Genomic DNA, 22,673 nt, shown 5'->3' with positions numbered 1-22,673 from the left:
TCGGCTCAGAGCGCGTCGGCCTTCGGCCTGTCCCCGGTCAGGGTGTCCACGTCCAGCAGCGACGCCAGGCGGGTGTACCCCGCGTCGTTGAGGTGCAGATGGTCGCCGGAGTCGTACGGGGCGCGCAGCTGCCGCGGCTGGGCCGGGTCGCGCAGGGACCGGTCGAAGTCGAGGACCTCGTCGAAGATCCCGCCCGCCCGGATCTCCGCGTTGACCTGCCGGCGGACCTGCTCCCCGCCGGCCGTCCAGACCGCCGAGCCCCCGTAGGGCATGAGGGTCGCGCCGATGACCTTCAGACCGCGCGCGTGGGCCCGCTCGGTGAGGGTGCGCAGGGCGCCGGTGATCCGCCCGGGGTCGGTCTCCCTCGGGAGCGCCTGGATGTCGTTGATGCCGAGCGCGATGACGACGGTCTTCGCGCCGGAGACGCCGAGGACGTCGCGCTCGAAGCGGTCGAGGGCGCGCGGGCCGGTGCCGTCGCGCAGGAGGCGGTTGCCGCCGATGCCCTCGTTGACCACCGCGTAGCGGCCGTGCAGCCGGTCGGCGAGGGCGTCCGGCCAGCGGGTGTTGGCGTCGGTGGTGGAGCCGGAGCCGGCGGTGAGCGAGTCGCCGAACGCGACCAGCGTCCCGGTCGCCCGCGCGTCGCCGCCCCGCACGTCGACGGCGGTGAGATAACGCCACCGGGTGGTGGAGAAGGTGCCCCCGGCGTCCTCGGTGTACGAGGTCTGGTGGCTGTTGGGGTGCGTGGTGACCGGCCCGTCGGCGGTCGGGGTGCGCAGGGTGACCACGAGGTCGGCGTCCGCGTCGACGGGGACGGCGACGGCGTCGCTGACGGTCTGCCCGCCGGCGGCGACCGTGACGGACGAGGCGCCCCGGAACGTCACGGGGCGGGTGTTCACGGTGACGCGGTCGATGAGCAGGGGCCGCGTACCGAACAGGTTGGACAGCGTCACGCGGGCCTCGGTGCCGCCGATGCTGGTGTGCACGACGTTGCGGATGACGCGGCCGCTCTGGTCCGCCGCCTGTGCCGGGTCGGCCACGCCCGCGACGGGGGACGCCGCCCAGGTGGCGAGCCAGTGCCCGGAGGAGTGCGCCGGGGCGGCCGGGCTGTGGGCCACGCCCTGCGGGGCCGTAGCGGCGGCGGCCGTCGCCCTGTCCCCGGTGAACAGCAGGGAACCGGCGAACGCCACGGCCGCGGCGAGCGCGGCGGTACCCGCCACGAGGGCTATGAGCAGGGCGTACCCCTGGCGCCTGGGCATGGGCGGTGTGTCTCCTTGCGGAACGAGGAAAAGCGGGGGGAAACGGACCGGTTCCCATGATGCGGCAGGGCGCGGGGAACTCGACGTGCGGCCCGGGAGTAGGTCAGGTAGGCACAATGCGTAGCGGACGTCGGGGGCTGTGCGTACGCGGACGGGTGGAGCGGATGGAACGGATCGACGGGACCGGGCGGACCGAGCGGGGCGCACTGCCTCCGGGGCCCGGTGGGAGGGCGAGACCCGGGGGGCTCGCCTCGTTCGCGTACACCGCGGCGGACGAGGAGAAGCGTCGTGGCGTACGCCGTATGAAGACCACGGCCACCGGCCTCCTTCTGCTGGTCGCGCTGGTGTACGTCCTCGCCACCTGGGCGAAGAACGAGGGGGTGAGCGGCTGGCCGGGCTTCGTCGCGGCGGCCGCCGAGGCGGGCATGGTGGGTGCGCTGGCCGACTGGTTCGCCGTCACGGCACTCTTCAAGCGTCCGCTCGGTCTGCCGATTCCGCACACCGCCATCATTCCCACCAAGAAGGACCAGCTCGGGGCGTCCCTCGGTTCCTTCGTCGGCGAGAACTTTCTCTCCGGGGACGTCGTACGTGACCGGATTCACTCGCTGGGCATCGGCAGCCGGGTCGGCGGCTGGCTCGCGGAGCCGGCCCACGCGGACCGGGTCACGGCCGAGCTGGCGACCGCGCTGCGCGGGGCGCTCACCGTCCTGCGGGACGCGGACGTCCAGGCCGTCGTCGGCGAGGCGATCACCCGGCGGGCGGACGCGGTGGAGATCGGCCCCGGGCTCGGCAAGATGCTGGCGAAGGTCGTCGCGGACGGCGGCCACCGCAAGCTGGTCGACCTGGTCTGCGCCCGCGCGCACGACTGGCTCGTGCTGCACGGCGACTCGGTGATGGACGCGGTGCAGGGCGGGGCGCCGGGCTGGACGCCCCGGTTCGTGGACAAGCGGGTCGGGGAGCGGGTCTACAAGGAGCTGCTGCGCTTCGTCACCGAGATGCGGGACATGCCCGGGCACCCGGCGCGCGGCTCCATCGACACCTTCCTCGCGGACTTCGCCGCCGACCTCCAGACCGACTCCGAGACCCGGGACCGGGTGGAGCGCCTGAAGTCGGAGATCCTGGGCCGCGGCGAGGTCCAGGACGTCATCGCCTCCGCCTGGGCGTCGGTGCGCGCGATGGTGATCGCGGCGGCGGAGGACGAGCAGAGCGAGCTGCGGCTGCGCGCCCGGGCCTCCCTGATGTCGCTGGGCGCCCGGCTGGCCACGGACGAACGGCTCCAGGGGAAGCTGGAGGGCTGGCTGGAGGACGCGGCGGCGTACGTCGTGACGACGTACCGCACGGAGATCACGTCCCTGATCAGCGACACGGTGGCCGGCTGGGACGCGGACCAGACGTCCCGCAAGATCGAGGCCCACATCGGCCGTGACCTGCAATTCATCCGCATCAACGGCACGGTGGTGGGGGCGCTGGCGGGGCTGGCGATCTACACGGTGTCGTGGGGTTTGTGGGGGTGAGCAGGGGGTACGGGGTGCGTCACCCCGTACCCCTTCCGGTCAGGACGCCCGGCGGGTGACCGCCCAGGACGCGGCGGCGACCGTGCCCGCCACGGTGAAGACGGCGGGCCAGGCGCCGACCTTCTTGGCCAGCGGGTGCGAGCCCGCGAACGCGGCGACATACGCGGTGGTCAGCGCGACGGCCGCGCGCGGGCCCGCCTGCCGGTTCCACTCGTACGCGGCGACGCCGCCCGCCGCCGCGAGCGCGACCCCGCCCAGCGGACGCTTGCGGGTCCACCGCGCGACGGCGTAACCGCCGACCAGTCCGCCCGCCGCCACCGCCGCTGCCGGCACCTTCGCCATCGCGGTCACCTCCGCCTTCGTGCACGTCATGGATGTGCGCCCGGCGCACTCGTACGCGCCCCGCGCCCAGCGCCGGACCGGCGCCCGGTCCGAGGCTAACGCGCGCTTCCGTCCACCCGTCGCCGAGGGGGTGCACAGGCGTTTACCCTGGGGGGTGAACATCCGTGCACCCCGAGCCCGCAACGGAGAACCATGCCCGCGGACATACCCGCCCCCGCCGCCCCGCCGACCCCCGCCGCCCAGGCCCCGCACCCGCGCTTCGCGGTGGGGGTGCTGGCCTTCTGCGGGGTCGTCGTCGCGGTGATGCAGACGATCGTCGTGCCGCTGCTCCCGCACATCCCCGAGCTGACCGGCGCCACCCCGGCCGCCGCGAGCTGGCTGGTGACCGTCACGCTGCTGACCGGTGCGGTGTTCACGCCGGTGCTCGGCCGGGTCGGCGACATGTACGGGAAGCGGCGGGTGCTCGTCGCCTCGCTCGCGGTGCTCGTGGTGGGGTCCGTGCTCTGCGGGGCGAGCTCCCACATCGGGGTGCTGATCACCGGCCGCGCGCTCCAGGGCGCGGCCATCGCCGTCGTACCGCTGGGCATCAGCATCCTGCGCGACGAACTGCCGCCCGAGCGCGTGCTGTCCGCCGTCGCGCTGATGAGCTCGACGCTCGGCATCGGCGCCGCGGTGGGCCTGCCGATCGCCGCGCTCGTCGTCGAGAACTTCGACTGGCACACGATGTTCTGGGTCTCCGGCGTCATCGGCCTCATCGACATCGTGCTCGTCCTCCTCTTCGTACCGGAGTCCCCGCTCCGCAGCCGCGGCCGCTTCGACGCGCTCGGCGCACTCGGCCTGTCCGGCGCGCTGGTCTGCCTGCTGCTCGCGGTGACGCAGGGCGGCGACTGGGGCTGGACCTCCGGGCGGACGGTCGGCCTGTTCGTGGCGGCCGTCGTGGTGGCGCTGATCTGGGGGGCGTACGAGCTCCGCGTCGCGACGCCCATGGTCGACCTGCGGATCTCCGCCCGCCCGGCGGTCCTGCTCACCAACATCGCGGCGCTGCTCATCGGTTTCGCCTTCTACGCGAACTCCCTGGTCACCGCGCAGATGGTGCAGGAGCCGAAGGCGACCGGTTACGGGCTCGGCGCCTCGCTCGTCGTCAGCGGACTGTGCCTGCTGCCGGGCGGGGTCGCCATGGTGGCCCTGTCCCCGGTCTCCGCCCGGATCTCCGCCAAGCACGGCCCGAAGGTCAGCCTGGCCCTGGCGGCCGGGATCATCGCGGCCGGTTACGGGGTGCGGTACTTCACCAGCCACAGCCTGTGGCTCATCGTCGCGGGCGCCACGGTCGTCGCCTCCGGCACCGCCATCGCGTACTCGGCGCTCCCGGCCCTCGTGATGCGCGGGGTGCCGGTCAGCGAGACCGGTGCGGCGAACGGGCTGAACACCCTGATGCGGTCGATCGGCCAGGCGTTCTGCAGCGCGACCGTCGCGGCCGTTCTGGCGAACCTCACCTTCCGGGCGGGCGGCCGGACCGCGCCGACCCTGCACGCGTACCAGCTGGTCTTCGTCATCGCGGCGGGCGCGGCGCTCGCCGCCCTGGTCGTCACGCTGCTGCTGCCGGGCGGCGGGCCCGCCGGGGCGGGTACGGTCGGGGAGAGCCGCAAGGAGCCGGGCACCCTGACGGGGGGTGCGCGGCCGGCGGGAATCCAGGAGGGCGCATGACCGGCGGCCGGGCCATCGCCGCGACGGGCCGCGACGCGATCCTGCGGGCCGCCCGGCGGGCGTTCACGCAACGGCCGTACGCCGAGGTGACGATCCGGGGGATCGCGGCGGACGCGGGGGTCAGCGCGTCCCTGGTCGTCAAGCACTTCGGCCGCAAGGAGGAGCTGTTCAACACGGTGGCCGACTTCGGACCGGCCGCCGCCGAACTCTTCGACGCACCGCTCGACGTCCTGGGCCGCCACATGGTGATCACCCTGGTCACCCACCGCCGCGCGCTCCAGTCGGACCCGCTCCTCCGCGTCGTCTTCTCCCTGGGCAACCAGGACGAACGCTCCCTCCTCCGCGACCGCTTCCACGAACAGGTCACCGCCGCCCTGACCGCCCGCCTCCCCGGCGACGCGCGCGCCCTGCGCGCGGAACTCCTGGCCGGCCACCTGCTGGGCCTCGGCGCGACGCTGAGCCTCCACCGCGACGGAGCGGGGGCGTCCGCGACGCCGGAGCGCATCGCGGACCTGTACGCGCCGGCGTTGCAGCGGCTGATCACGGGCTGAGGGCAAAGACCAGCCTCGCCGGCGTTTGAGGCGCGGGGTCCGGGGCAGCGCCCCGGTTTCGGGAAGGGGCGGGGTGGGGAACAGGCCCGCCGCAGGCGCCCCGTACCCCGCACCCCCCCGAACTCACCGTGCCGCGTTCCGCCAGACCGTCACATCGAGCGTGACGTAATCACTCGGGGAGTCCTTCGGCGAGTGCCCCTGATACGTCACCAGCGCCATATGCCCCGTACCCGTCGTGATGCACATCTGCCGCCCCTTCGACAACTGCTCCAGCGGAATGCTGTCGGCGAACCGCGTCTCCGCACGGCAGACGTCCAGCGACCCCTCCTGCCCCGGGTCGAGCAGGGTGAGGCGGCCGCCCTCGCTCTCGGCGTCGAGGTAGCCGGATTCGTGCGTCAGGTCGTACCCGCCGTCCGTGCCGTCCTGCGGCCGGACGTCCGAGTCGCCGAACGTCAGGTGGTACCCCTTCGTGAGGTTGATCCCGGTGAAGTCCTCCGGCGTCGGGTCCGACGTCGCGGGGGTCTCGCCGTCGGGCTGCTCGACGCCCGCCCCGGCGTCCCCGGTGGGGTCCGCGCTGGGCGTGGAACTCGCCTTGGGCGCGGGCGAGTTCTTGTCCTGGGCGGTGGTGTCGCTCTGCGACCCCTTGTCCTTGTCCTTCTGGCTCAGGAAGTACGCCGTGCCCCCACCCGCCACACCGACGAGCAGCGCGGCCACGACCGCGATGGCCGCCGCCCGCCCGCGCCGCCGCTTGGGGGGCTCGGGCGTCTGCGGCGCCGGCTGCGTGGCGTGCGACTGCGGCGGTACGCCCCCGCCGGGGTACCCGGTGCCCGGCCCCGGATAGCCGTACCCCGGCTGCTGGGCGGCCGGATACCCGTACGCCGGCGTCTGCGCGGCGGGCGCCGTGGGCGCACCGTACGCCGGGTTCTGCCCGGACGGCGCCGTGGGCGCACCGTACGCGCCCGGTTCCACCGGCGCGGGCCCCTGCCCGGGCGCGGGCGTGACCGGCGGCCCGTATCCCGGCGGCGGGGTGCTCGGTGCTGGCGTGGTCGGCGAGTACGCGGCGGGCGCGGCCGGAGCCGCGGGGGCGGCGGTCACCGGCGGGGCGGCGGGGGCGGCCGGTGTGGCCGGCGCGGCGGACGGCGGCGGCGGTGTCTGTACGGGCGCCGGCGCGGCGGCCCGGACGGTGATGTCGGCCGCGACCGGCTGCGGCAGCCAGTCCTCCGGCCGACGGAGCACCGTCTCCGCGTTCGCGGTCTGGCAGAGCTGGATCACCTCGGCGACCGACGGCCGGTCCTCCGGGTTCTTCGCGAGGCAGCGCCCGACGAGATCCATCAGCCGCGCCGGGACCCCCGTGAGGTCCGGGTCCTCGTGCACGATCCGGTAGAGCACCCCGTGCGAGGTCCCCTCGCCGAACGCGGGCGTCCCGGTCGACGCGAACACCGCGACCTGGCCGAGCGCGAAGATGTCCGTCGCGGCGGTGACCTTGCGCCCGGCGGCCTGCTCCGGCGCCATGAAGGACGGGGTGCCGATCGTGACCCCGCTCCCCGTGAGCGACGTCGCGTCGGCCGCGTAGGCGATACCGAAGTCGATGACGCGCGGCCCGTCCGCCGCGAGCAGCACGTTGGACGGCTTGAGGTCGCGGTGGACGATTCCGGCGCCGTGGATGACGTGCAGCGCCTCCGCCATGCCCGCGATGAGCAGCAGCACCGCCTCGACGGGCAGCGCGCCGTGCTCGACGACCGCGTCGGCGAGGGACGGGCCCGGCACGTACGCGGTGGCGAGCCACGGCTGAGCGCCCTTGGTGTCGGCGTCGATCACGGGCGCGGTGAACAGCCCCTGGACGCGCTGCGCGGACTGCACCTCCTGCGCGAACCGCCGCCGGAACTCCGCGTCCTCGCCGAACTCCGGCCGGATCACCTTGATCGCGACGGGCCGCCCGCCGGGCGTGTACGACAGATACACCTTGCCCATGCCACCCGCACCGAGCTTGGCGGCCAGCCGGTATCCGGCGATGGTGGTGGGGTCGTCACCCGCGAGGGGCTGGAAGACCTGCGAGGCGCCGCCTCTGCGTGGCTGCTGACCGCTCATGTACTCGTAACTCCCCCGGAGAGCGCTGCTGTAGACACGGCACCTTATCCAAATCCCGGGTCGCTGCGGAGCGGTGGGAGCGCCTTGGTCCAGCCGGACCGGGGCAGCTCCACCCGGGCCGATGAACTCACCTCCCCTTGCACGTCCCGTGCACCCGTTCGATCATGAGCGGCCCGGCCGGCGGGGGCGCGCCCCCCGCCGGCCGGGCCCGTCTCACGCGGCCGCGCAGGCGGCCCCGCTGAGGGTGAAGGCGGCCGGGGCCGCGTTCGTACCGCTCTGGTTGCCCGTGAAGCCCACGGTCACCGAGGAGTTGGGGGCGATCGTGGAGGTGTACGAGGCCGGTGCGACGGTCACCGAACCGCCGGACTGGGTGGGCGTACCGCCCCACATGTTGGTGATCGTCTGCCCGTCGGCGAAGGCGAAACCGAGCGTCCAGCCGTCGATCGCGGCGGTGCCCGTGTTGCGGATGGTGATCTCGCCCTGGAAGCCGCCCTGCCACTCGCCGACCACCTTGTAGCCGACCGAGCAGCTGCCCGCCGGCGTGGTCGCGCCCTCGTCCGTGGTCACGCTCACGGCGGCCGACCGGGCCGAACGGTTGCCGGCCGCGTCGCGCGCGTAGACCGCGAAGGAGTACGCGGTGTCGGCGGCCAGGCCCGTCACGGTGACGCCCGTCGTGGCGGACGAGGCGACCCTGGTCTCCGTACCGCCGCTGACGCTGACCACGTCGTAGCCCGCGACGGCAACGTTGTCGGAGGACGCGGCCCAGGTCAGCGTGGCCGAGGTGTCGGTCACCGCTGAGGCGGCCGGGGTGCCCGGGGCCGTCGGGGCCTCGGTGTCCTCCTCGGCGGGTCCGCCGTAGACCGTGGCCTCGCGGGCGGTCTCCGCGATCCCGTCCGCGCCGTGGAAGACGCGCTCGCCCCAGGAGCTGAGCTGCGCCGGGTCGAAGCCGATGGTCAGATCGAGGATCGGGTCGGTGTTGCCGCTCCACGACCAGGCGATCCAGCCGAGCCCGAGCCGCTGCGCCTCGGACATCATCGTGTCCTCGTCCGGGTCGCCGTACTGGTCGGCGGGTCCGCCGAACTCACCGATGACCAGGGGCAGTCCGGCGTCCACGAAGGTGTTCAGATAGTCGGTGACCTTCTCGGCGGTGTTGTAGACGCTGTACATGTGGATCGAGAAGAGCAGATTGCCGGTCGGGTCCGCGTCGTACACGGCCTGGGCGTTGTCCCGCATGACGTTCTGCCAGTCCTGGCCCCAGTTGGGCGCGTCCACCATGATCGTGTGCGCGAACCCGGCCGCGCGCAGCTTCTGGATCGCCGCGGTGGTGGGGGCGGTCCAGCCGGCCGGATCGGTGTTGCCCCAGGGCTCGTTGCCGATGTTGATGACGACGTAGTCCTCCTGGCCCTGGAGGACGTCCTTCAGGGAGATCCAGTAGTCGGCCGCGTGGTCCAGCGTCCCGGCGGCGGAGTCCTCGCCGTATCCGGTGGTGTCGTGCACCTCCAGGACGCAGATGAGCCGGTTCGCCTTGCAGTCGGCGATGACGGCGGCGACGTCGTCCGGCCCGTTCTCGCTCCAGCGGAAACCGTCGGACAGTACGACGCGGACGGTGTTGGCGCCGGTCGCCTTGATGTCGGCCAGGGACTGGGTTTCGCCCGGGTACCAGGTGTGCGCGTGGTTGACGCCGCGCATGATGAAGTCGTTGCCGTTGCCCTCGACCAGCCGGCCGTCGCTGATGTGCAGCCCGGTCCCGGCGGCGGACGCGGCCCGCGCGGGGGCGAGGCCGCCGAGCGCGAGGAACCCGAGCAGGGTGGCCAGGACGGTGAGGATGACGGCGGCGGGGCGCTGCGCCGGATGTCTCGCTGTGCTCACTGCGGCTCCAGAGGATGGGTGGTTCACTGATGTGGGAGCGCTCCCACACGGGTGGACCCATAAAGCCATTCGGTCAGGGGCACGTCAAGAGATCCGGCAGTCCGGGTCGACGGGGCGATCTCAAACTTTCCTCGTCGGACTGTCGGATTCGGTGGACACCGTTCGTCGTCTTCATGAAACGTTCGGCACGGCAGCAAGGGGAACGCTCATGAAGTACGTGTTGTTCATCGCCACCGATCCCGCCGGGGAGCGCGGCGACCAGAACCCGGAGGCGTGGGTCGAGAAGTGGAACGGGCGCGGCGTCCGGCTGGAGGGAATGCCGCTGAAGCCGGTGGAGGAGACGGTCACGGCGCGCGTCCGTGCCGGCGAGGTCCTGGTCACCGACGGCCCGTTTGCCGAGACGGCCGAGTGGATCGCCGGGTACGACCTCCTGGAGGCCGCGGATCTGGACGAGGCGATCGAGGTCGCCGCCTCGCACCCGATGGCGGCCGCGGGCCGCATCGAGATCCGCCCCGTCGAACCGCTCGACCACGGCCCGGACACGGACAACGTCCCGCACGAGGGCGATGCCCCCGCCTCCCGCTTCCTCGCGATCATGCGGACCGACCCGGCCGCGCCGCCGTACACCCCCGACCCGGCGGAGGTGGCCGCGTGGGTACGGGACGGCCTGGCGTCCGGCCGTTACCTGGGCGGCGAGCACCTGAGCCCGGTCGAGGACGCGACGCTCGTACGGCGACGCGGGGGCGAACTCCTGATCACGGACGGGGGGTACGCGGACGTGGCCGAGTGGGTCACGGGGATCGTCTTCGTCGACGGGGACCGGGAACAGGCGCTGGAGTACGTGGGCCGGTGCCCCATGGCCCGGTCGGGGCTCGTGGAACTGCGCGAGTTCTGGCGGGACTTCGGGTGAGTGCGGGGGCGGAGCCGGCGGATGGCACGGCGTCGGAGGCCGTGCGTGTGGCGTCGGCGGGTGACACCGCGTCGGAGGCCGTGCGTGTGGCGTCGGCGGGTGACACCGCGTCGGCGGGTGTAGGTGTGGCGTCGGCGGGTGACACCGCGTCGGCGGGTGTAGGTGTGGCGTCGGCGGGTGACACCGCGTCGGCGGGTGTACGTGTGGAGCCTGCCGGTGACACCGCACCGGCAGTCGTGCGCGGGGCGCTCGCGGCCGCCTACCGCACCGAATGGGCCGTCGTGTTCGGCACGCTCGTTCGCCTCGCCGGTGACTGGGAGCTGGCCGAGGACTGCGCGCAGGACGCGTTCGCCCGCGCCCTGCCGGCCTGGGAGCGCGACGGAGTGCCGCGCAGCCCGGGGGCATGGCTGGTGACCGCCGCCCGGCGCCGGGCCTTGGACGTACTGCGCCGCCGCACGACGGAGCGCGACAAGATCGCGGAGGCGGCGGCGCTGGAGGAGGCGTACGAACCGGCGCCGCCCGGCGACGAGCGGCTCGCGCTGATCTTCACCTGCTGCCACCCCGCGCTCCCGCTCGACGCCCGAGTGGCCCTTACCCTGCGTACGGTCGGCGGCCTCACCACGCGCGAGATCGCCCGCGCGCTCCTGGCCGGCGAGGACACCGTGTCGCAGCGCATCCTGCGTGCCAAGCGGAAGATCGCGGCCGCGGGCATTCCGTACCGCGTACCGCCACCAGGCGCACGCGCCGAACGCCTCGGCGGGGTTCTTGCCGTGCTCTACCTGATCTTCACCGAGGGGTACGTGCCCAGCGACGGCAACACCACCCGCGATCAGCTGGCCGAGGAGGCCATCCGCCTCACCCGCCTCGTCGTGGCCGAGGCCCAGGAGGAGCCGGAGGCCCGCGGCCTGCTGGCCCTCCTCCTGCTCCAGCACTCCCGCCGCGCCGCCCGGCTCGACGCCGACGGCGGCCTGGTCACGCTGGAGCACCAGGACCGCTCGCTGTGGGACCGTGTGCTGATCACCGAGGGGGCCGCGCTGGCCCGTGGGGCGCTCCCGGCGGGCGGCCCCTACGCGCTCCAGGCGGCGATCGCCGCCCAGCACGCCCTGGCACCGGACGCCACCGCCACTGACTGGGCGGCCGTCGTGACGCTGTACGACAGTCTCCTCGCCCTGCGCGCCAATCCGGTCGTGGCTCTCAACCGTGCGGTGGCCCTGGGCATGCGGGACGGACCGGGGGCCCAGCTGGAGGCCGTCGACGCGCTGGGTACGCCGAAGGAACTCGCAGGCCGCCACGCCTTCCCCGCCGTCCGGGCGGACGCGCTGCGCCGCCTCGGCCGTACGGAGGAGGCGGCGGAGATGTACGAGGCCGCGAGGGCGGCGGCGCCCAATGACGCGATCGCGGCGGAATACGCGCTCCGGCTCACGGGTCTGGGGCGCCCGACGAAGGGAGCACCGCACGATGGCTGAAACCGGCCGGAACGAGAACGAGATCCGGGCCCGGATCGCGAAGGGCCTCGTCTACACCGAGACCGAGGCGGCCTTCCTGGCCCCGGCCCGGCGCGAGGACGAGATATTCGCGTACAACCACACACCGCCCGGCGACACGGAGCGACGGCGTTCGCTGCTGACGCGGATCTTCGCCTCGGTGGGCGAACGCACCGTCCTCCAGGCGCCGTTCCACGCCGCGTTCGGCAGCAACGTGCACATCGGCGACGACTTCTTCGGCAATGTGAACCTGACGTTCGTGGACGACGTGGAGATCCGCATCGGCGACGACGTCATGATCGCCCCGAGCGTGACCCTGACGACGACGGGCCACCCGGTGCACCCCGCGCGCCGGGCGGATTTCGGCCGTTTCTCGGAGCCGATCCTCATCGAGGACAAGGTGTGGATCGGCAGCAACGTGGTCGTCCTGCCGGGCGTCCGTATCGGCTACGGCTCGGTGATCGGCGCGGGCAGCGTCGTGAGCCGCGACATTCCTCCGATGAGCGTCGCGGTCGGTACGCCGTGCCGGGTGGTCCGGCCGATCACGGACGCGGACCTGGCCTCTCGTAGGTAGCCGGCCCCGCTCACCGGGCCTGCTCACCGGCCCCGCTCACCAGGCCCCGTGATACTGCACGCCCAGGATCAGCACGGCGATGGCCGTCGCCAGGAACACGATCCCGCCGACGATGTTCCGGGAACCGACGCGGGTGTGGGCGATGATCGCGCCGATGAAGTAGAGGATCAGCCCGCACGCGGCGAGCGTCCCCAGCGCGGGCACGGCGAATCCGGCGAGTAGCCCGAGGGTGCCTGCGGCCAGGCACATGCCGAGCCACGGGACGTACTTGCGGGGGATGCCCTTCATGTCGGCCTGGGACTTGGGGTATTCGTGGCCGATGAGGTAGGTCACGGCGGCGGCACCGTTGAAGAAGATGCCGAGGATGTTGACCGTGAGGTATGCGGTGTGCACGCGTTGTTCTCCGCTTCTGAGAGGCTTCCGAGGGCGGCTGCTCTTCGACCCCGACGATCGACGGCCCTGTTTTGTGAGGCCGAGACCGCTTCGAACGGTTCAACGCGGGGAAGGCCCTCCGGGCCGCTCGGTCAGCAACTCCGCCAGCCGGTCCGCGAACGCGGTGATCCACTCCAGCTCGGGCCCACTGCGGGCGACCCGGAACCCGTGCCGCCGCGCCCAGAAGGCGGCTTGAACGGCGTGCAGCTGGGCCCATCGGAGTACGCGCTCACGCTCCAGCTCGGCGGCGTCCGCGAAGACGTCCACGATGCGGTGGGCGGCCTTGCCGAGGTCGTGGGAGCCCACCCCCGCGAGGGCGTACGCACGCGACTTCATCAGCGCCCCCGCGTCGTAGGCCGGGTCGCCCACGTATCCCTTCGGATCGACGGCCAACCACGGCTCGCGCTCGGCCCGCAGGATGTTCCGCCCGTGCAGATCGCCATGGACGAGCGTCTCGGGCTGCTCCCGCCCCAACTCCCTTACGGTGGCGAGGGCGGCGTCGACGACGGGGCGCGGCAGGGGGTGCGCGAACTCGGCGTCATCCGTGCGCAGCCCGTCCGCCCACTCCCCGGCCCGCGCGCTGAGCCGGGGCAGCGGCAGCCCGGCGGGCGCGGTGACGGCAAGCCGCCGCCCGAGCCGCGCGGCGACGACCACCACTTCGTCCCCGTCGACCGCCTCGGCCAAGCTCACCGGCGAGGCCCGCTCCAGCAACATCGCGTACCGGCGGTCGTCCCGCTCGTACAGGGAAACGGCCCCGCGACCGCCCCAGGCGGCGAAGGCATCGGGCTCATGGTCGTTCCCGGGATGCGGAAAGGACACCTTCAGCACGGCGGGCGGCGTGCCGTCACGCCGTACGGGGATGATGACGCCGACCCCGCCATACATGACGTCGCCGTCGACCACACATCCCCACCCCCCGACCAAGTCAGCGACGAGCTGGGGCACTTCCCCGAGCCAGGATGCCCCCACGTCCCCTTCACGCTCGACGGTGGTCCGCGCGAATTCCTCCGGGATGACGATCATCCGTGCACTTTACGTGGGTGGGGCGGGGCCTGGGGAAGGTGAACGGGGGGCGCGGCTGGGGCCGTTGGCTTAGGGTGGCGATGCATGCCTGCTGTGTGAGCGTTGGGGCGGTTATGCCGGAGTGCGCGCAAGTGGTCAGAACCGTCCTTGACGCGAGACGAAGCAGCAGGTCACGAAGAGTGTTCCCCGCACGCGCGGGGATGGTCCCTGATCTGGAGGGGGGCCCGGTTCGTGGGGGAGGTGTTCCCCGCACGCGCGGGGATGGTCCCCACGACTACCGCGCCGCGAAGGTCGACGCCTGGTGTTCCCCGCACGCGCGGGGATGGTCCCCAGCCGGTGCGCGGCGTTCCCCAGGTCGAACGGTGTTCCCCGCACGCGCGGGGATGGTCCCACGCTGCCCGCCCTGCACAGCGAGGCGATGCCGTGTTCCCCGCACGCGCGGGGATGGTCCCCGCCCTGACGGGGGCCCAGGGGTCGAGATGGCGTGTTCCCCGCACGCGCGGGGATGGTCCCCACGGTGAGAACCCCTTCGGCTGGAGCGACCTGTGTTCCCCGCACGCGCGGGGATGGTCCCGCCCTCGACTACGCACGCCCCGGCGACACCCTGTGTTCCCCGCACGCGCGGGGATGGTCCCCTCGGCCGCATCCAGTGCCCCACCTGCACCGAGGTGTTCCCCGCACGCGCGGGGATGGTCCCTGACGCAGGCGACCTTGGAGGGGCACCCGAAGGTGTTCCCCGCACGCGCGGGGATGGTCCCAGCTGATGGGCAACCTCATCTCCGGCGTCATCGTGTTCCCCGCACGCGCGGGGATGGTCCCGCTCACCAGGTCACCTCTTCTCTGGCCGGTCGGTGTTCCCCGCACGCGCGGGGATGGCCCCGGCTCCGCCCAGCACCCGGACAAGCGCAAGGCGTGTTCCCCGCACGCGCGGGGATGGTCCCAGCAGATGGAAGGAGGCCACGACCAGCGTGACGTGTTCCCCGTACTCGCGGGGATGCCTCCGGCTCAGGCACCCGCCTGCTCGCTCCCCGCACGGTGCGGGGATGCTTTGCCACTCACCGGTCTGCGACGCCTACCGCTCTCCGCACCTCGCGGGGACGGCGTGCATCGCCCCGTACCCTGGCCGACATGTCGGCCCACCCCCTCACCCTCCACCCCCTCCGCTTCGCCCCTGAGGAGATCCGCGAGGTCGTCGCCCTCTACGCCGGCAACCCGGCGTACTGGCGCGCGGCAGGAGAGTACGACCCCGACGACATCCCGGCGGCGCAGGTCGAGGCTGATCTGCGCCGCGAGGTCGCCATGGAGGGGGGTGAGGTGTTGCTCGCGCGCACCGGGGAGGGGCGGCTCGTGGGGGTTGTCTGTCTGCTCCGCCGCCATCCGAAGGACGGTCTGCCCTGGATCGGGCTGCTCATCGTGGACGGGCACTCCCGCCGTACAGGGATCGGGCGGCGGCTCGTCGGGCTGGTCGAGGAGCGGTTTCGGGCCGAAGGGCGGAGCGGCCTCCGGCTCGCCGTACTTGAGAACAACCCGGATGCGTTGACCTTCTGGAAGTCCCTCGGGTGGCGCGAGATCGACCGGCGTCAGGACCTGGCCCACGACCGGCCGTGCATCGTCATGCACAAGCACCTGGCCTGAACGGGAGGCGCCCGCCGCTACGCGGGCTCGCGACCAGTCAGTCCCGATCGCGCGGCTCGATACCGGGCGTCGTCTCTCGGATGTCGGCCGCGTTTATGGTGGACGGCGGCTGCCGGGTCCTGGGAATCGGGGCTGGAACGCGAAGCCGCCCACCCACCGCCCCGGCTGCCGGATGCCCTCGCCCCGGCCGGCCACGCCTGGGCGAGGGGCCGGCCGAGGACGTGCTCCGCCACCCGGCGGCCGCCGTCCACCAGCGGGGAGTGCGTGTGCCAGGCGGGATCGACGGACGGCACCGGCCCGGACCACGCCTCGCGATGGCGCCGGCCCCTCGCGGTTCGCGTTGCGGGGGAGGCAGCCCCGGAAGAGATCGGCCCCGCGCAGCCCGTCGTGGACCTGCTCGGCGCACTCGGTGACGGGCGCGACGGTTGGCGGGACCGGCAGCCGGAAGGCCCCGTCGTCCAGCCGGAACACCTTGCCCTCGTCAGGGTCGTCGACGCCACAGGCCGCGACGGTCCTGCCTTCCCGGAAAGCGACCCGCGTACTCGTACAGGAGCTGCTGTCCCCCGAAGGTGCTGTCGCTGATGACGACGGCGGGCGCGGCGAGGCTGAGGAACGACCCCAGCGCGAGGCCGGTGTCGTCGGAGGCGTCCAGCGGATCGGGCGTCGCGGGCACGCCCGTCGCGTCGAGCCAGCCGCCGAATGCGGGTGGCGTGAGCCGCTGCCTTCTGTGGCCGAGGCCACTGACGGCGTGCGTCGGCTCCCGGGGGATGGGAACACCTACCCTTCGGGCAGGCCAGGGTCGCAGGTGCGCGGGGTGTAGGCGGAACCGCCGGGGACGACGAGGTCGTCGAGCGCCAGGACGCAGTTGAGGTGGAAGCCCATGGGGGGCATCGTCACATGCGGTGCGCGCGGGAGGCGCACGTACGAGATCCGCCGCCGAGGGAGACGCCCGATGCCGATGCCGATGCCGATCCGCCCAGCCCGACGCGACGACGTCCCGTCCCTCGCGGCCCTGATCGAGGAGATCGAACGCTTTTACGGAGCCACGGAGATCCAGCCGCTCACGGAACGCCGCACCCAGATCGAGGAGTCCTTGTTCGCCCCGATCCCGCTCGCCCAGGCGCTGGTCGCGGACCCGGGTGACGGCACCCTCGCGGGGATGGCCGCGTACTCGTTCCTCTGGCCGGCGAGGGGGACGACACACGCGCTGTTCCTGAAGGAGCTGTATGTGAGTGAACCGTGGCGGGGAGCGGGCGTGGGTGCCCACTTGATGGCGGAACTCCGAGCGGTGGCGTCTGCCCGTCCCGGGTGCAGTCGGATGGAGTGGATGGGGGATACGGACAACGCTCGGGCTTTGGGGTTTTACGGGGCGCTGGGGTTCGAGGTGGTGGAGGGGAAGGTGGTGTACCGGGTGGGGGCGGAGGGGTGAGGCGGGCGGTCGCGGCGAACGGGGCGTGGGTGCGCGGGTGTTGTTCTACGCTCGTGGCGTATGCCGACTGTGTTGACCTTGGGGTGGTTATGCCGGAGTGGGCGAAAGTGGTCAGAAACCATGCGCACGCGAGATAAAGCCGCAGGTCACGCACTGCTCCCCGCGCGTGCGGGGATGGCCCGGGTAGCGGTTGGTCGTCGGCTTCGGCCCCGGACTGCTCCCCGCGCGTGCGGGGATGGCCCCAGCTCGATCTGCGACTCATCCAGCGCCCGCAGCTGCTCCCCGCGCGTGCGGGGATGGCCCCAGAGGGAACGGGTACCCGGCGGCATGGGTCCACTGCTCCCCGCGCGTGCGGGGATGGCCCCATCCAGTTCGGCCAGCGCCACCCCGACGCCGGCTGCTCCCCGCGCGTGCGGGGATGGCCCCACCGCAGCGACCAGGAACTCACGATCGCCGCCCTGCTCCCCGCGCGGGCGGGGATGGCCCCCGCGAGGCGGACGGCGCGCACGGCGCGTACGACTGCTCCCCGCGCGTGCGGGGATGGCCCCGACGAGCTGCGCGTTCTCCAGCAGCTCCCGAACTGCTCCCCGCGCGTGCGGGGATGGCCCCGCCTTGGTCACCTTCAGGTCCTGGCGGACGTTCTGCTCCCCGCGTGCGGGGATGGCCCCCGTAGTGAACCTGATTTGAACCGGAAGTACAGCTGCTTCCCGCGCGTGCGGGGATGGCCCCAGCATCAGAAGAGACCCGGTCCACAGGACGTACTGCTTCCCGCGCGTGCGGGGATGACCCCCAGGCCCTCCCCGGCGGGGAAAAGCACCTCCTGCTGCTCCCCATGCCTGGAGGGAAGGCGCCTCGTGGGGGATCGGTTATCTGATCAACCGGCAGGCGAAGGGCGGTCTGCCCTGGGGCGGGTTGCTCGTGGTGGACGGTAGCTCGTGCCGTATGGGATCGGGGCAGGGGCGACCGGGATCAGGATCTGGTCCATGACCGGCCGTGCGTCGTCATGCCGCGCACCATGCTTGAGCTGGGGCGCTCCCGCCGCAGAGCGGGCAGCGGCTGGTCGGGTGCTCAGGCCGTGTCGAACTCTCCCGTTCTGACACCTTCCATGAGCGACGGGAATGCCTGGGCGGAGACCGACAGCCCGGGCAGTTTGGAGTCGCGGCCGGGAACGGCCTTCGTCGTCGTGGCGGCGTTCGCGGCCATCTGGACGCGGCCGCCGTCGTTCGAGCTGTACGAGGTTGCTTACCTGCGCGGAGAGTTGGATATCACGGGGTGCGATTCCGCAACCGACTGATCAGAGCCACCGACGCTGCCTGCGACAGCGACTCGCCCTGAAGTTGGTGGTAGGCGGTGAGCATGGGCACCACGAGAGACGTTTCGCGTTCGACGTGGCCCTGGGCCTCGGATTCGGCGTATGCGACGACGGATCGATCGGGGAGGGTGAGCAGGTTGACGGGCAGATGGAATGCCCGCCGTTCTCCGAGGGAGAACGGCGCCACGTGGATGAACCAGTTGGGAAGTGCGGCCAGTTCTTCCAGCCGTTGCAGCTGCGCTTTCATGACCTGCGAGCCGCCAATCACTTGGAGGAGACAACTCTCGTCCACGACGACGAATACCAAGGGCGGCCGCTGCCTCACCAGTCTGGACTGCCGTTCCAACACGAGCGAGACGCGTTCGTCGGCCTGTTCAGCGGTGACGGACCCGCGTTGCACGTAGCTGTGGTTCAAGGCGTGCGCGTACTCCGGAGTCTGCATCAGGCCGGGGATGAGGGAGACCTGGAAGAGCCGGATTTCCGTGGCGCGGCCCTCGTAGCCCACGTATTCGGGGAAACCCTCCAGCATGCTGCCGCGTTTGAACTTGCACCATTCGCGCTCGAAGGACTCGGGCGTGCTCGCCAGACCGAAAATAGCGTCATTCTTGCGGGAAAACAGCAGGGTTGCAGGTTTGCGCCCGGTCTCAATCGCCGAGACATGGCGCCCGCTGCATCCGACCATCGAGGCGAAGTGGTCCTGGGTCCAGCCTCGCGCCTCGCGCATCATCCGTAAACGCGCGCCGTAGGCAGCCTGCGGTGAGGCATTCGGATTCAGCTCCTTGATGTTGGTCAATGTGCCCTCCCTGGCCGCTACGTTGCCACGTTGCCGATTACGCGAGGCTAAGCCAATCTGGGCGCTCCTGGTAGTGAAACCGCTACGGAGGGACACGTAACGTGCCTGTCGAAGAGCATCGAACCGCGCCGGCCCCCGGCCCACTCCCCACCCGAACCGACGAAGAACCCCCGCGCCGCGAGCTGCGCGAGGACCCGGACATTTCGCGTTACGCGTCGCTCGCCGCGTTTCCACCGTGCCGGTGCGGGGCTCCCGTCTGCCCGGACGGCCCGCCGAAGGCGGGGACCGCGTCGGATGCGATTCGGGAACGCGTACGGGAGACGAACGCGATGCACGCGAAGTACCGCCTTTGACGGCGCGGGCGCCGAGGCGTCAACACGTAAGCCGAGACGGACTGAACGGAGCGAACGAGGTCATGTGCGGAACGACGACGAACGGCCCGGAAGCACGGGCGGCGGCATGAGCGAGCAGGCGGTGGGCGCGTACGCCACGCGCGAGGACGTGGCGCATGCGCTCACGACGGGCGGGGTGCTGAAAACGGGCTGGCTGGACGCGTATGCGCGGGTGCCCCGGCAGGCGTTTTTACCGGACACGATCTGGCCGTACGACATGGTGGCCGGGCGGGCCGTCCACGTATCGCGGACGGAGGACGCGCAGGCGTGGCGCGGGTACGCGGACGCGGACGTGCCGGTCGTGACGCAGTGGGACGACGGGGAGCACGCCGGCCGCGAGCCGGGCCGAGTGCCGACGTCGTCGGCCTCGATGCCGAGCGTGGTCTTCCGGATGCTGGATGCCCTCACGGTGGACGACTACTGCCGCGTCCTCGAAATCGGTACGGGGACGGGGTGGAACGCCGCGCTGCTGGCCCACAAGGTGGGGGAGGGGAACGTCGTCAGCGTGGAGGTGGACGAGGCGGTGGCGAACCGGGCGCGCGACGCCCTGGCCCACTTCTTCGGCGCCCCGGTGGAGGTGATCCACGGCGACGGGCGCGCGGGGGCGCCGGGGCGGGGCGTGTTCGACCGGGTGATCGCCACGTGCGGGGTCCGCGAGATCCCGTACGCGTGGGTGGAGCAGACGCGGCCCGGGGGTGTGATCGTGGCGCCGTGGGGAACGGGCTTCACGAATGCGGACGCGGTTGTGCGGTTGACGGTGGACCCGGAAGGGAACAGCGCGAGCGGGCGCTTCCTGGGTCCGGTCGAGTTCATGAAACTCAGGGTGCACCGGGCGGCCCCGGTCGACCACGAGGCGTATGTGCCCGGGCCGTTGCCCGCCCCGGATACGACCGCCTCCGAGGCGGCGAGGGCCCTGTCCACGGCCGACCGCTTCAGCCCCCTGACGTTCGCACTGGGCCTCCGCGTCCCCGCCTGCACGTACATCGCCGCCGAGAAGGTGCACGGCACCCAACCCCACTGGCTCTACAGCCGCAACGACCGGTCGTGGGCGTGCGCCCTGGTGGAGGACGGACAGCCTGCGACCCGGGTGTGGCAGCGGGGGCGGCGCCGGTTGTGGAACGAGGTGGAGGCGGCGCATGCGTGGTGGGTGGAGCGGGGGAGGCCGGGGTGGGGGCGGTTCGGGGTGACGGTGTGGGGGGAGGGGGAACGGGTTTGGGTGGATGAGGCGGGGGAGCGGGTGTGAGGGGCGGTGGCGGGCTGGGCTGACGGGAGAACGAGCCGTCCCAGCCAACGGCGGTGGCTGGGACGGGTGTTGCTCGCCTACCAAGCCTGGTCGTTCGGAGCGAGCTTCCAGAGGCGGTCGGCGGACGGGTAGGACGTGTCGAGGTAAAGGCTCGCCCAGGCACCGTCGTTGTGACGGTGGAGGGTCATGGCCAGGTCCGGGTTGGTCACGGGCCGCCACACCCACCAGCCGGTATTGTGGTTACCGACCATCTCGGCCTGGCGTACCCAGGACTGGAGTGCGGAGCCGTTGCAGGTCTTGACCACGATGCCGGACCCGCGGGTGGGCTCGTTGAGGGCGGGCTGGAGGCACTTGTTCGCGGCCCGGTTCCGCAGGGTGATGTGCACGGCGCCGTCCACGATGGACTGCTCGGCATCCCAGGCTTCGGTCCTGTACTTGCTGTAGTACGCGGGGTCGCGCAGCGTGACGGCCGGGGCTCCCTCTCCGGTGCCGTCGACGTACAGGGCGAGACGGCTGCCGTCGGTCTTGTTGATGAGGTCCTGGTTGTAGGGGGCGGCACTGGCGGACGTGGATCCGGACAGTGCCATCAGGAGAGCCGAGGTTGCGGCGCAGGCGGACATCACGGCGGTACGGGTACGGTTGGCCATTTTTCGCTTTCTCTGTATTGAATGTGGGCGAATGCCTCGAAGTGATCTTGAGGTGAGGGCGAAGCGCCGTGCAAGGCCGTGCCGGACCGTTCACTGGATCAGGTGAGCAGCGCGGCAGCATCGAAAGGTCTTGCTGCGAGGGCGTGTTCGCGTGATCGGGTGAGGCCGTGCCGCCAACGGGGCGCGGCGACGCCGGACCCGCCTTCCCGGCGTGCGCGGGATCCCCCACGGAATGCGCGGCCCCGCCCCGTAGCCGTACGCGCCCCCACTCTCAGCCCCGCTACAGCGCCCAAGAAGGCCCATCTGCCTCCCCGTACCAAGCCCGTTGCCCCGCTGGCGTCACCGTAAGACCGAAGTCCTCCCGAGCGGGGGCCCCGTCCGGGAAGGCGGAGGCCAGCTCCTCCACCGCGTCCCACAGGCGGCGCGGGCCCGTCTGCCGGGCCTTGCCCGAGGCGTGGAGCGTGGCCGTGGAGCCGTCCTCCGTCCAGAGGCCCACCCCGGTGACCTCGCCCTCGTCGTCAAGCCAGGAGCATGACCGGTGGCCGGGAAGTGCCAGGGACAGCGGGAACTTCAGCCGTTCCAGTACGTCGGTCACGCGTACCGACGTGGCCGTTCCCGCCTGCGCCTCCAGCCCCGCGAAGTCCGGGGCCTTCGCGGGCCGGCGGCGCGGCATGAAATACGCGGGTACGGGAAGGAACCGCCCGCTCGCCTCCCCACCCTCCGAGACAACGAATCGCGCGACCCCGAAGCCGATGGGGGTGACGACGACCGCCCCCGCGCGGGCCTGAGCCAGCAGAGCCGGCGGGATGCGGCGCAGGGCGGCCGTCGCGATGACGCGGTCGTACGGGGCCCTGTCCGGCCGGCCTTCCGCGCCGTCCCCGGCGTACACGTGAGGGCGATAGCCCCCTCGCTCCAGATTCCGCCGGGCACGCCGGACGAGGCCCGGGTCGACGTCGACGCTCACGACGTTGTCGCTGCCGAGCAGCGATGACGCCAGGGCGGCGTTGTAACCGGTCCCGGTCCCGAGCTCGAACAGCCGATGCCCCGCCTCGGCGTCCAGCGCGTCGAGCATGGCCAGCATCAGCCCGGGCTCGCTGGACGAGGACGTCGGCACACCGTGCGCGTCGAGCTGCGTGGTGAGCGCGGTGTCCGAGTAGACGGTGTCCAGGTAGCCCGGGTCTCCCTGGGAGACCTCGTGCCAGCGCCCCTGCCCGTCCTGCTCGTAGAAGCTGGGTACGAAGTGCTCTCGCGGTACGTCGGCAAACGCGGCCAACCAGCGGCTCGGGGGGCGCCCTTGGGCGAGGGCGGCGGCGAAACGGGCGCGCGGGGAGGCTGATGCGGTGCCGGTGGGGTCGGTCATGTGGTGCTTCCTTGTGGGGTGTTGGTGTGCGGAGTGGGGGGATTGTCGGTCTGGGGCTGTGTGTTGGTGGGGTTGTTCTGGAAAGAGCACCCGCGTGTGTGAAGGGCCCTACGGT

20 protein-coding genes and 2 CRISPR repeat arrays are annotated in these 22,673 nt (G+C 72.3%); of the genes, 10 read left to right on the top strand and 10 right to left on the bottom strand.

Going from position 1 to position 22,673, the window contains the following annotated elements; all coding sequences use genetic code 11:
• Nucleotides 1-5: 5 nt before the first annotated feature.
• Entirely contained in the window at nucleotides 6-1,256 is a 1,251-nt protein-coding gene (locus OG338_RS09685; RefSeq protein ID WP_405936933.1) for an SGNH/GDSL hydrolase family protein, read from the bottom strand.
• Nucleotides 1,257-1,420: 164 nt separating this feature from the next.
• On the opposite strand from OG338_RS09685, the gene OG338_RS09680 reads away from it, so the two are divergent.
• A complete protein-coding gene (locus OG338_RS09680) occupies nucleotides 1,421-2,770 on the top strand; it encodes a DUF445 domain-containing protein (RefSeq protein WP_405940371.1) in 1,350 nt (449 codons plus the stop codon).
• Between the two features lie 39 nt (nucleotides 2,771-2,809).
• On the opposite strand, the gene OG338_RS09675 is transcribed toward OG338_RS09680, so the two are convergent.
• Complete coding sequence (locus OG338_RS09675) at nucleotides 2,810-3,142, bottom strand: hypothetical protein (RefSeq protein ID WP_018105637.1); 333 nt, start codon at nucleotides 3,140-3,142, stop codon at nucleotides 2,810-2,812.
• A 162-nt stretch (nucleotides 3,143-3,304) separates the two neighbouring features.
• On the opposite strand from OG338_RS09675, the gene OG338_RS09670 reads away from it, so the two are divergent.
• Nucleotides 3,305-4,816 carry an MFS transporter gene (locus OG338_RS09670; protein WP_405936932.1) on the top strand — a complete coding sequence of 504 codons (1,512 nt, stop codon included), beginning with the start codon at nucleotides 3,305-3,307 and terminating at the stop codon, nucleotides 4,814-4,816.
• A complete protein-coding gene (locus OG338_RS09665; protein ID WP_405936931.1) occupies nucleotides 4,813-5,367 on the top strand; it encodes a TetR family transcriptional regulator in 555 nt (184 codons plus the stop codon). The genes OG338_RS09670 and OG338_RS09665 overlap by 4 nt, the downstream gene beginning before the upstream one ends.
• A gap of 123 nt (nucleotides 5,368-5,490) precedes the next feature.
• Here OG338_RS09665 and OG338_RS09660 read toward each other — a convergent pair whose 3' ends face one another.
• Nucleotides 5,491-7,455 (bottom strand): protein kinase domain-containing protein, encoded by a 1,965-nt coding sequence (locus OG338_RS09660; protein ID WP_405936930.1) that lies wholly within the window; start codon nucleotides 7,453-7,455, stop codon nucleotides 5,491-5,493.
• A 213-nt stretch (nucleotides 7,456-7,668) separates the two neighbouring features.
• Nucleotides 7,669-9,324 (bottom strand): cellulase family glycosylhydrolase, encoded by a 1,656-nt coding sequence (locus OG338_RS09655; RefSeq protein ID WP_405936929.1) that lies wholly within the window; start codon nucleotides 9,322-9,324, stop codon nucleotides 7,669-7,671.
• A 208-nt stretch (nucleotides 9,325-9,532) separates the two neighbouring features.
• On the opposite strand from OG338_RS09655, the gene OG338_RS09650 reads away from it, so the two are divergent.
• The 3 genes from OG338_RS09650 (at nucleotide 9,533) to OG338_RS09640 (ending at nucleotide 12,292) form a co-directional block, all read left to right on the top strand.
• Entirely contained in the window at nucleotides 9,533-10,234 is a 702-nt protein-coding gene (locus OG338_RS09650; RefSeq protein WP_405936928.1) for a YciI family protein, read from the top strand.
• Nucleotides 10,235-10,437: 203 nt separating this feature from the next.
• Nucleotides 10,438-11,700 carry an RNA polymerase sigma factor gene (locus OG338_RS09645; protein ID WP_405936927.1) on the top strand — a complete coding sequence of 421 codons (1,263 nt, stop codon included), beginning with the start codon at nucleotides 10,438-10,440 and terminating at the stop codon, nucleotides 11,698-11,700.
• The gene (locus tag OG338_RS09640) at nucleotides 11,693-12,292 is read left to right on the top strand and encodes a sugar O-acetyltransferase (protein WP_405936926.1); all 600 of its coding nucleotides are present in this window, start codon (nucleotides 11,693-11,695) and stop codon (nucleotides 12,290-12,292) included. Before OG338_RS09645 ends, OG338_RS09640 begins: the two co-directional genes overlap by 8 nt.
• Before the next feature lie 36 nt (nucleotides 12,293-12,328).
• Here OG338_RS09640 and OG338_RS09635 read toward each other — a convergent pair whose 3' ends face one another.
• Together OG338_RS09635 and OG338_RS09630 are read right to left on the bottom strand one after the other, a co-directional pair.
• Nucleotides 12,329-12,685 (bottom strand): DoxX family protein, encoded by a 357-nt coding sequence (locus tag OG338_RS09635; protein ID WP_405936925.1) that lies wholly within the window; start codon nucleotides 12,683-12,685, stop codon nucleotides 12,329-12,331.
• A gap of 99 nt (nucleotides 12,686-12,784) precedes the next feature.
• Nucleotides 12,785-13,747: an aminoglycoside phosphotransferase family protein gene (locus OG338_RS09630; protein ID WP_405936924.1), complete on the bottom strand. Its 963-nt coding sequence runs from the start codon at nucleotides 13,745-13,747 to the stop codon at nucleotides 12,785-12,787.
• 179 nt (nucleotides 13,748-13,926) lie between these two features.
• Nucleotides 13,927-14,749: a CRISPR direct-repeat array (repeat unit 29 nt; unit sequence GTGTTCCCCGCACGCGCGGGGATGGTCCC).
• A 126-nt stretch (nucleotides 14,750-14,875) separates the two neighbouring features.
• Between OG338_RS09630 and OG338_RS09625 the strand changes: the two genes are divergently transcribed.
• Complete coding sequence (locus tag OG338_RS09625; RefSeq protein ID WP_405936923.1) at nucleotides 14,876-15,382, top strand: GNAT family N-acetyltransferase; 507 nt, start codon at nucleotides 14,876-14,878, stop codon at nucleotides 15,380-15,382.
• A 481-nt stretch (nucleotides 15,383-15,863) separates the two neighbouring features.
• Here the strand turns inward: OG338_RS09625 and OG338_RS09620 are convergent, their stop codons facing one another.
• Complete coding sequence (locus tag OG338_RS09620; protein WP_405936922.1) at nucleotides 15,864-16,055, bottom strand: hypothetical protein; 192 nt, start codon at nucleotides 16,053-16,055, stop codon at nucleotides 15,864-15,866.
• 279 nt (nucleotides 16,056-16,334) lie between these two features.
• Here OG338_RS09620 and OG338_RS09615 point away from each other — a divergent pair, with 279 nt between their 5' ends.
• Nucleotides 16,335-16,811: a GNAT family N-acetyltransferase gene (locus OG338_RS09615; RefSeq protein WP_405936921.1), complete on the top strand. Its 477-nt coding sequence runs from the start codon at nucleotides 16,335-16,337 to the stop codon at nucleotides 16,809-16,811.
• A 153-nt stretch (nucleotides 16,812-16,964) separates the two neighbouring features.
• Nucleotides 16,965-17,421: a CRISPR direct-repeat array (repeat unit 30 nt; unit sequence CTGCTCCCCGCGCGTGCGGGGATGGCCCCA).
• A 495-nt stretch (nucleotides 17,422-17,916) separates the two neighbouring features.
• Nucleotides 17,917-18,105, top strand: a complete 189-nt coding sequence (locus OG338_RS09610; protein WP_405936920.1) for a hypothetical protein — start codon at nucleotides 17,917-17,919, stop codon at nucleotides 18,103-18,105.
• Here OG338_RS09610 and OG338_RS09605 read toward each other — a convergent pair.
• Entirely contained in the window at nucleotides 18,077-18,916 is an 840-nt protein-coding gene (locus OG338_RS09605; RefSeq protein ID WP_405936919.1) for a Scr1 family TA system antitoxin-like transcriptional regulator, read from the bottom strand. The two genes, OG338_RS09610 and OG338_RS09605, sit on opposite strands and share 29 nt — an antisense overlap.
• Nucleotides 18,917-19,375: 459 nt before the next feature.
• On the opposite strand from OG338_RS09605, the gene OG338_RS09600 reads away from it, so the two are divergent.
• Nucleotides 19,376-20,551, top strand: coding sequence for a methyltransferase domain-containing protein (locus OG338_RS09600; protein ID WP_405936918.1), 1,176 nt, complete (start codon nucleotides 19,376-19,378; stop codon nucleotides 20,549-20,551).
• 77 nt (nucleotides 20,552-20,628) lie between these two features.
• Here the strand turns inward: OG338_RS09600 and OG338_RS09595 are convergent, their stop codons facing one another.
• On the bottom strand, nucleotides 20,629-21,138 hold the full coding sequence (locus OG338_RS09595) for a hypothetical protein (RefSeq protein WP_405936917.1): 510 nt from the start codon (nucleotides 21,136-21,138) through the stop codon (nucleotides 20,629-20,631).
• Between the two features lie 340 nt (nucleotides 21,139-21,478).
• A complete protein-coding gene (locus OG338_RS09590; protein ID WP_405936916.1) occupies nucleotides 21,479-22,558 on the bottom strand; it encodes a methyltransferase domain-containing protein in 1,080 nt (359 codons plus the stop codon).
• Nucleotides 22,559-22,673: the final 115 nt, after the last annotated feature.

The sequence above is a fragment of the Streptomyces sp. NBC_00726 genome (assembly GCF_045161735.1).
GTDB lineage: Bacteria > Actinomycetota > Actinomycetes > Streptomycetales > Streptomycetaceae > Streptomyces.
Note: the sequence above shows the minus strand (reverse complement) of the source record. Positions and strands in the feature narration are given on the sequence as shown.

Coding starts and splice junctions, on each gene's coding strand:
- OG338_RS09685 (WP_405936933.1), bottom strand. CDS start 1,256: ATGCCCAGGCGCCAGGGGTACGCCCTGCTCATAGCCCTCGTGGCGGGT.
- OG338_RS09680 (WP_405940371.1), top strand. CDS start 1,421: ATGGAACGGATCGACGGGACCGGGCGGACCGAGCGGGGCGCACTGCCT.
- OG338_RS09675 (WP_018105637.1), bottom strand. CDS start 3,142: ATGACGTGCACGAAGGCGGAGGTGACCGCGATGGCGAAGGTGCCGGCA.
- OG338_RS09670 (WP_405936932.1), top strand. CDS start 3,305: ATGCCCGCGGACATACCCGCCCCCGCCGCCCCGCCGACCCCCGCCGCC.
- OG338_RS09665 (WP_405936931.1), top strand. CDS start 4,813: ATGACCGGCGGCCGGGCCATCGCCGCGACGGGCCGCGACGCGATCCTG.
- OG338_RS09660 (WP_405936930.1), bottom strand. CDS start 7,455: ATGAGCGGTCAGCAGCCACGCAGAGGCGGCGCCTCGCAGGTCTTCCAG.
- OG338_RS09650 (WP_405936928.1), top strand. CDS start 9,533: ATGAAGTACGTGTTGTTCATCGCCACCGATCCCGCCGGGGAGCGCGGC.
- OG338_RS09640 (WP_405936926.1), top strand. CDS start 11,693: ATGGCTGAAACCGGCCGGAACGAGAACGAGATCCGGGCCCGGATCGCG.
- OG338_RS09630 (WP_405936924.1), bottom strand. CDS start 13,747: ATGATCGTCATCCCGGAGGAATTCGCGCGGACCACCGTCGAGCGTGAA.
- OG338_RS09625 (WP_405936923.1), top strand. CDS start 14,876: ATGTCGGCCCACCCCCTCACCCTCCACCCCCTCCGCTTCGCCCCTGAG.
- OG338_RS09615 (WP_405936921.1), top strand. CDS start 16,335: ATGCCGATGCCGATGCCGATCCGCCCAGCCCGACGCGACGACGTCCCG.
- OG338_RS09610 (WP_405936920.1), top strand. CDS start 17,917: ATGAGCGACGGGAATGCCTGGGCGGAGACCGACAGCCCGGGCAGTTTG.
- OG338_RS09600 (WP_405936918.1), top strand. CDS start 19,376: ATGAGCGAGCAGGCGGTGGGCGCGTACGCCACGCGCGAGGACGTGGCG.
- OG338_RS09595 (WP_405936917.1), bottom strand. CDS start 21,138: ATGGCACTGTCCGGATCCACGTCCGCCAGTGCCGCCCCCTACAACCAG.
- OG338_RS09590 (WP_405936916.1), bottom strand. CDS start 22,558: ATGACCGACCCCACCGGCACCGCATCAGCCTCCCCGCGCGCCCGTTTC.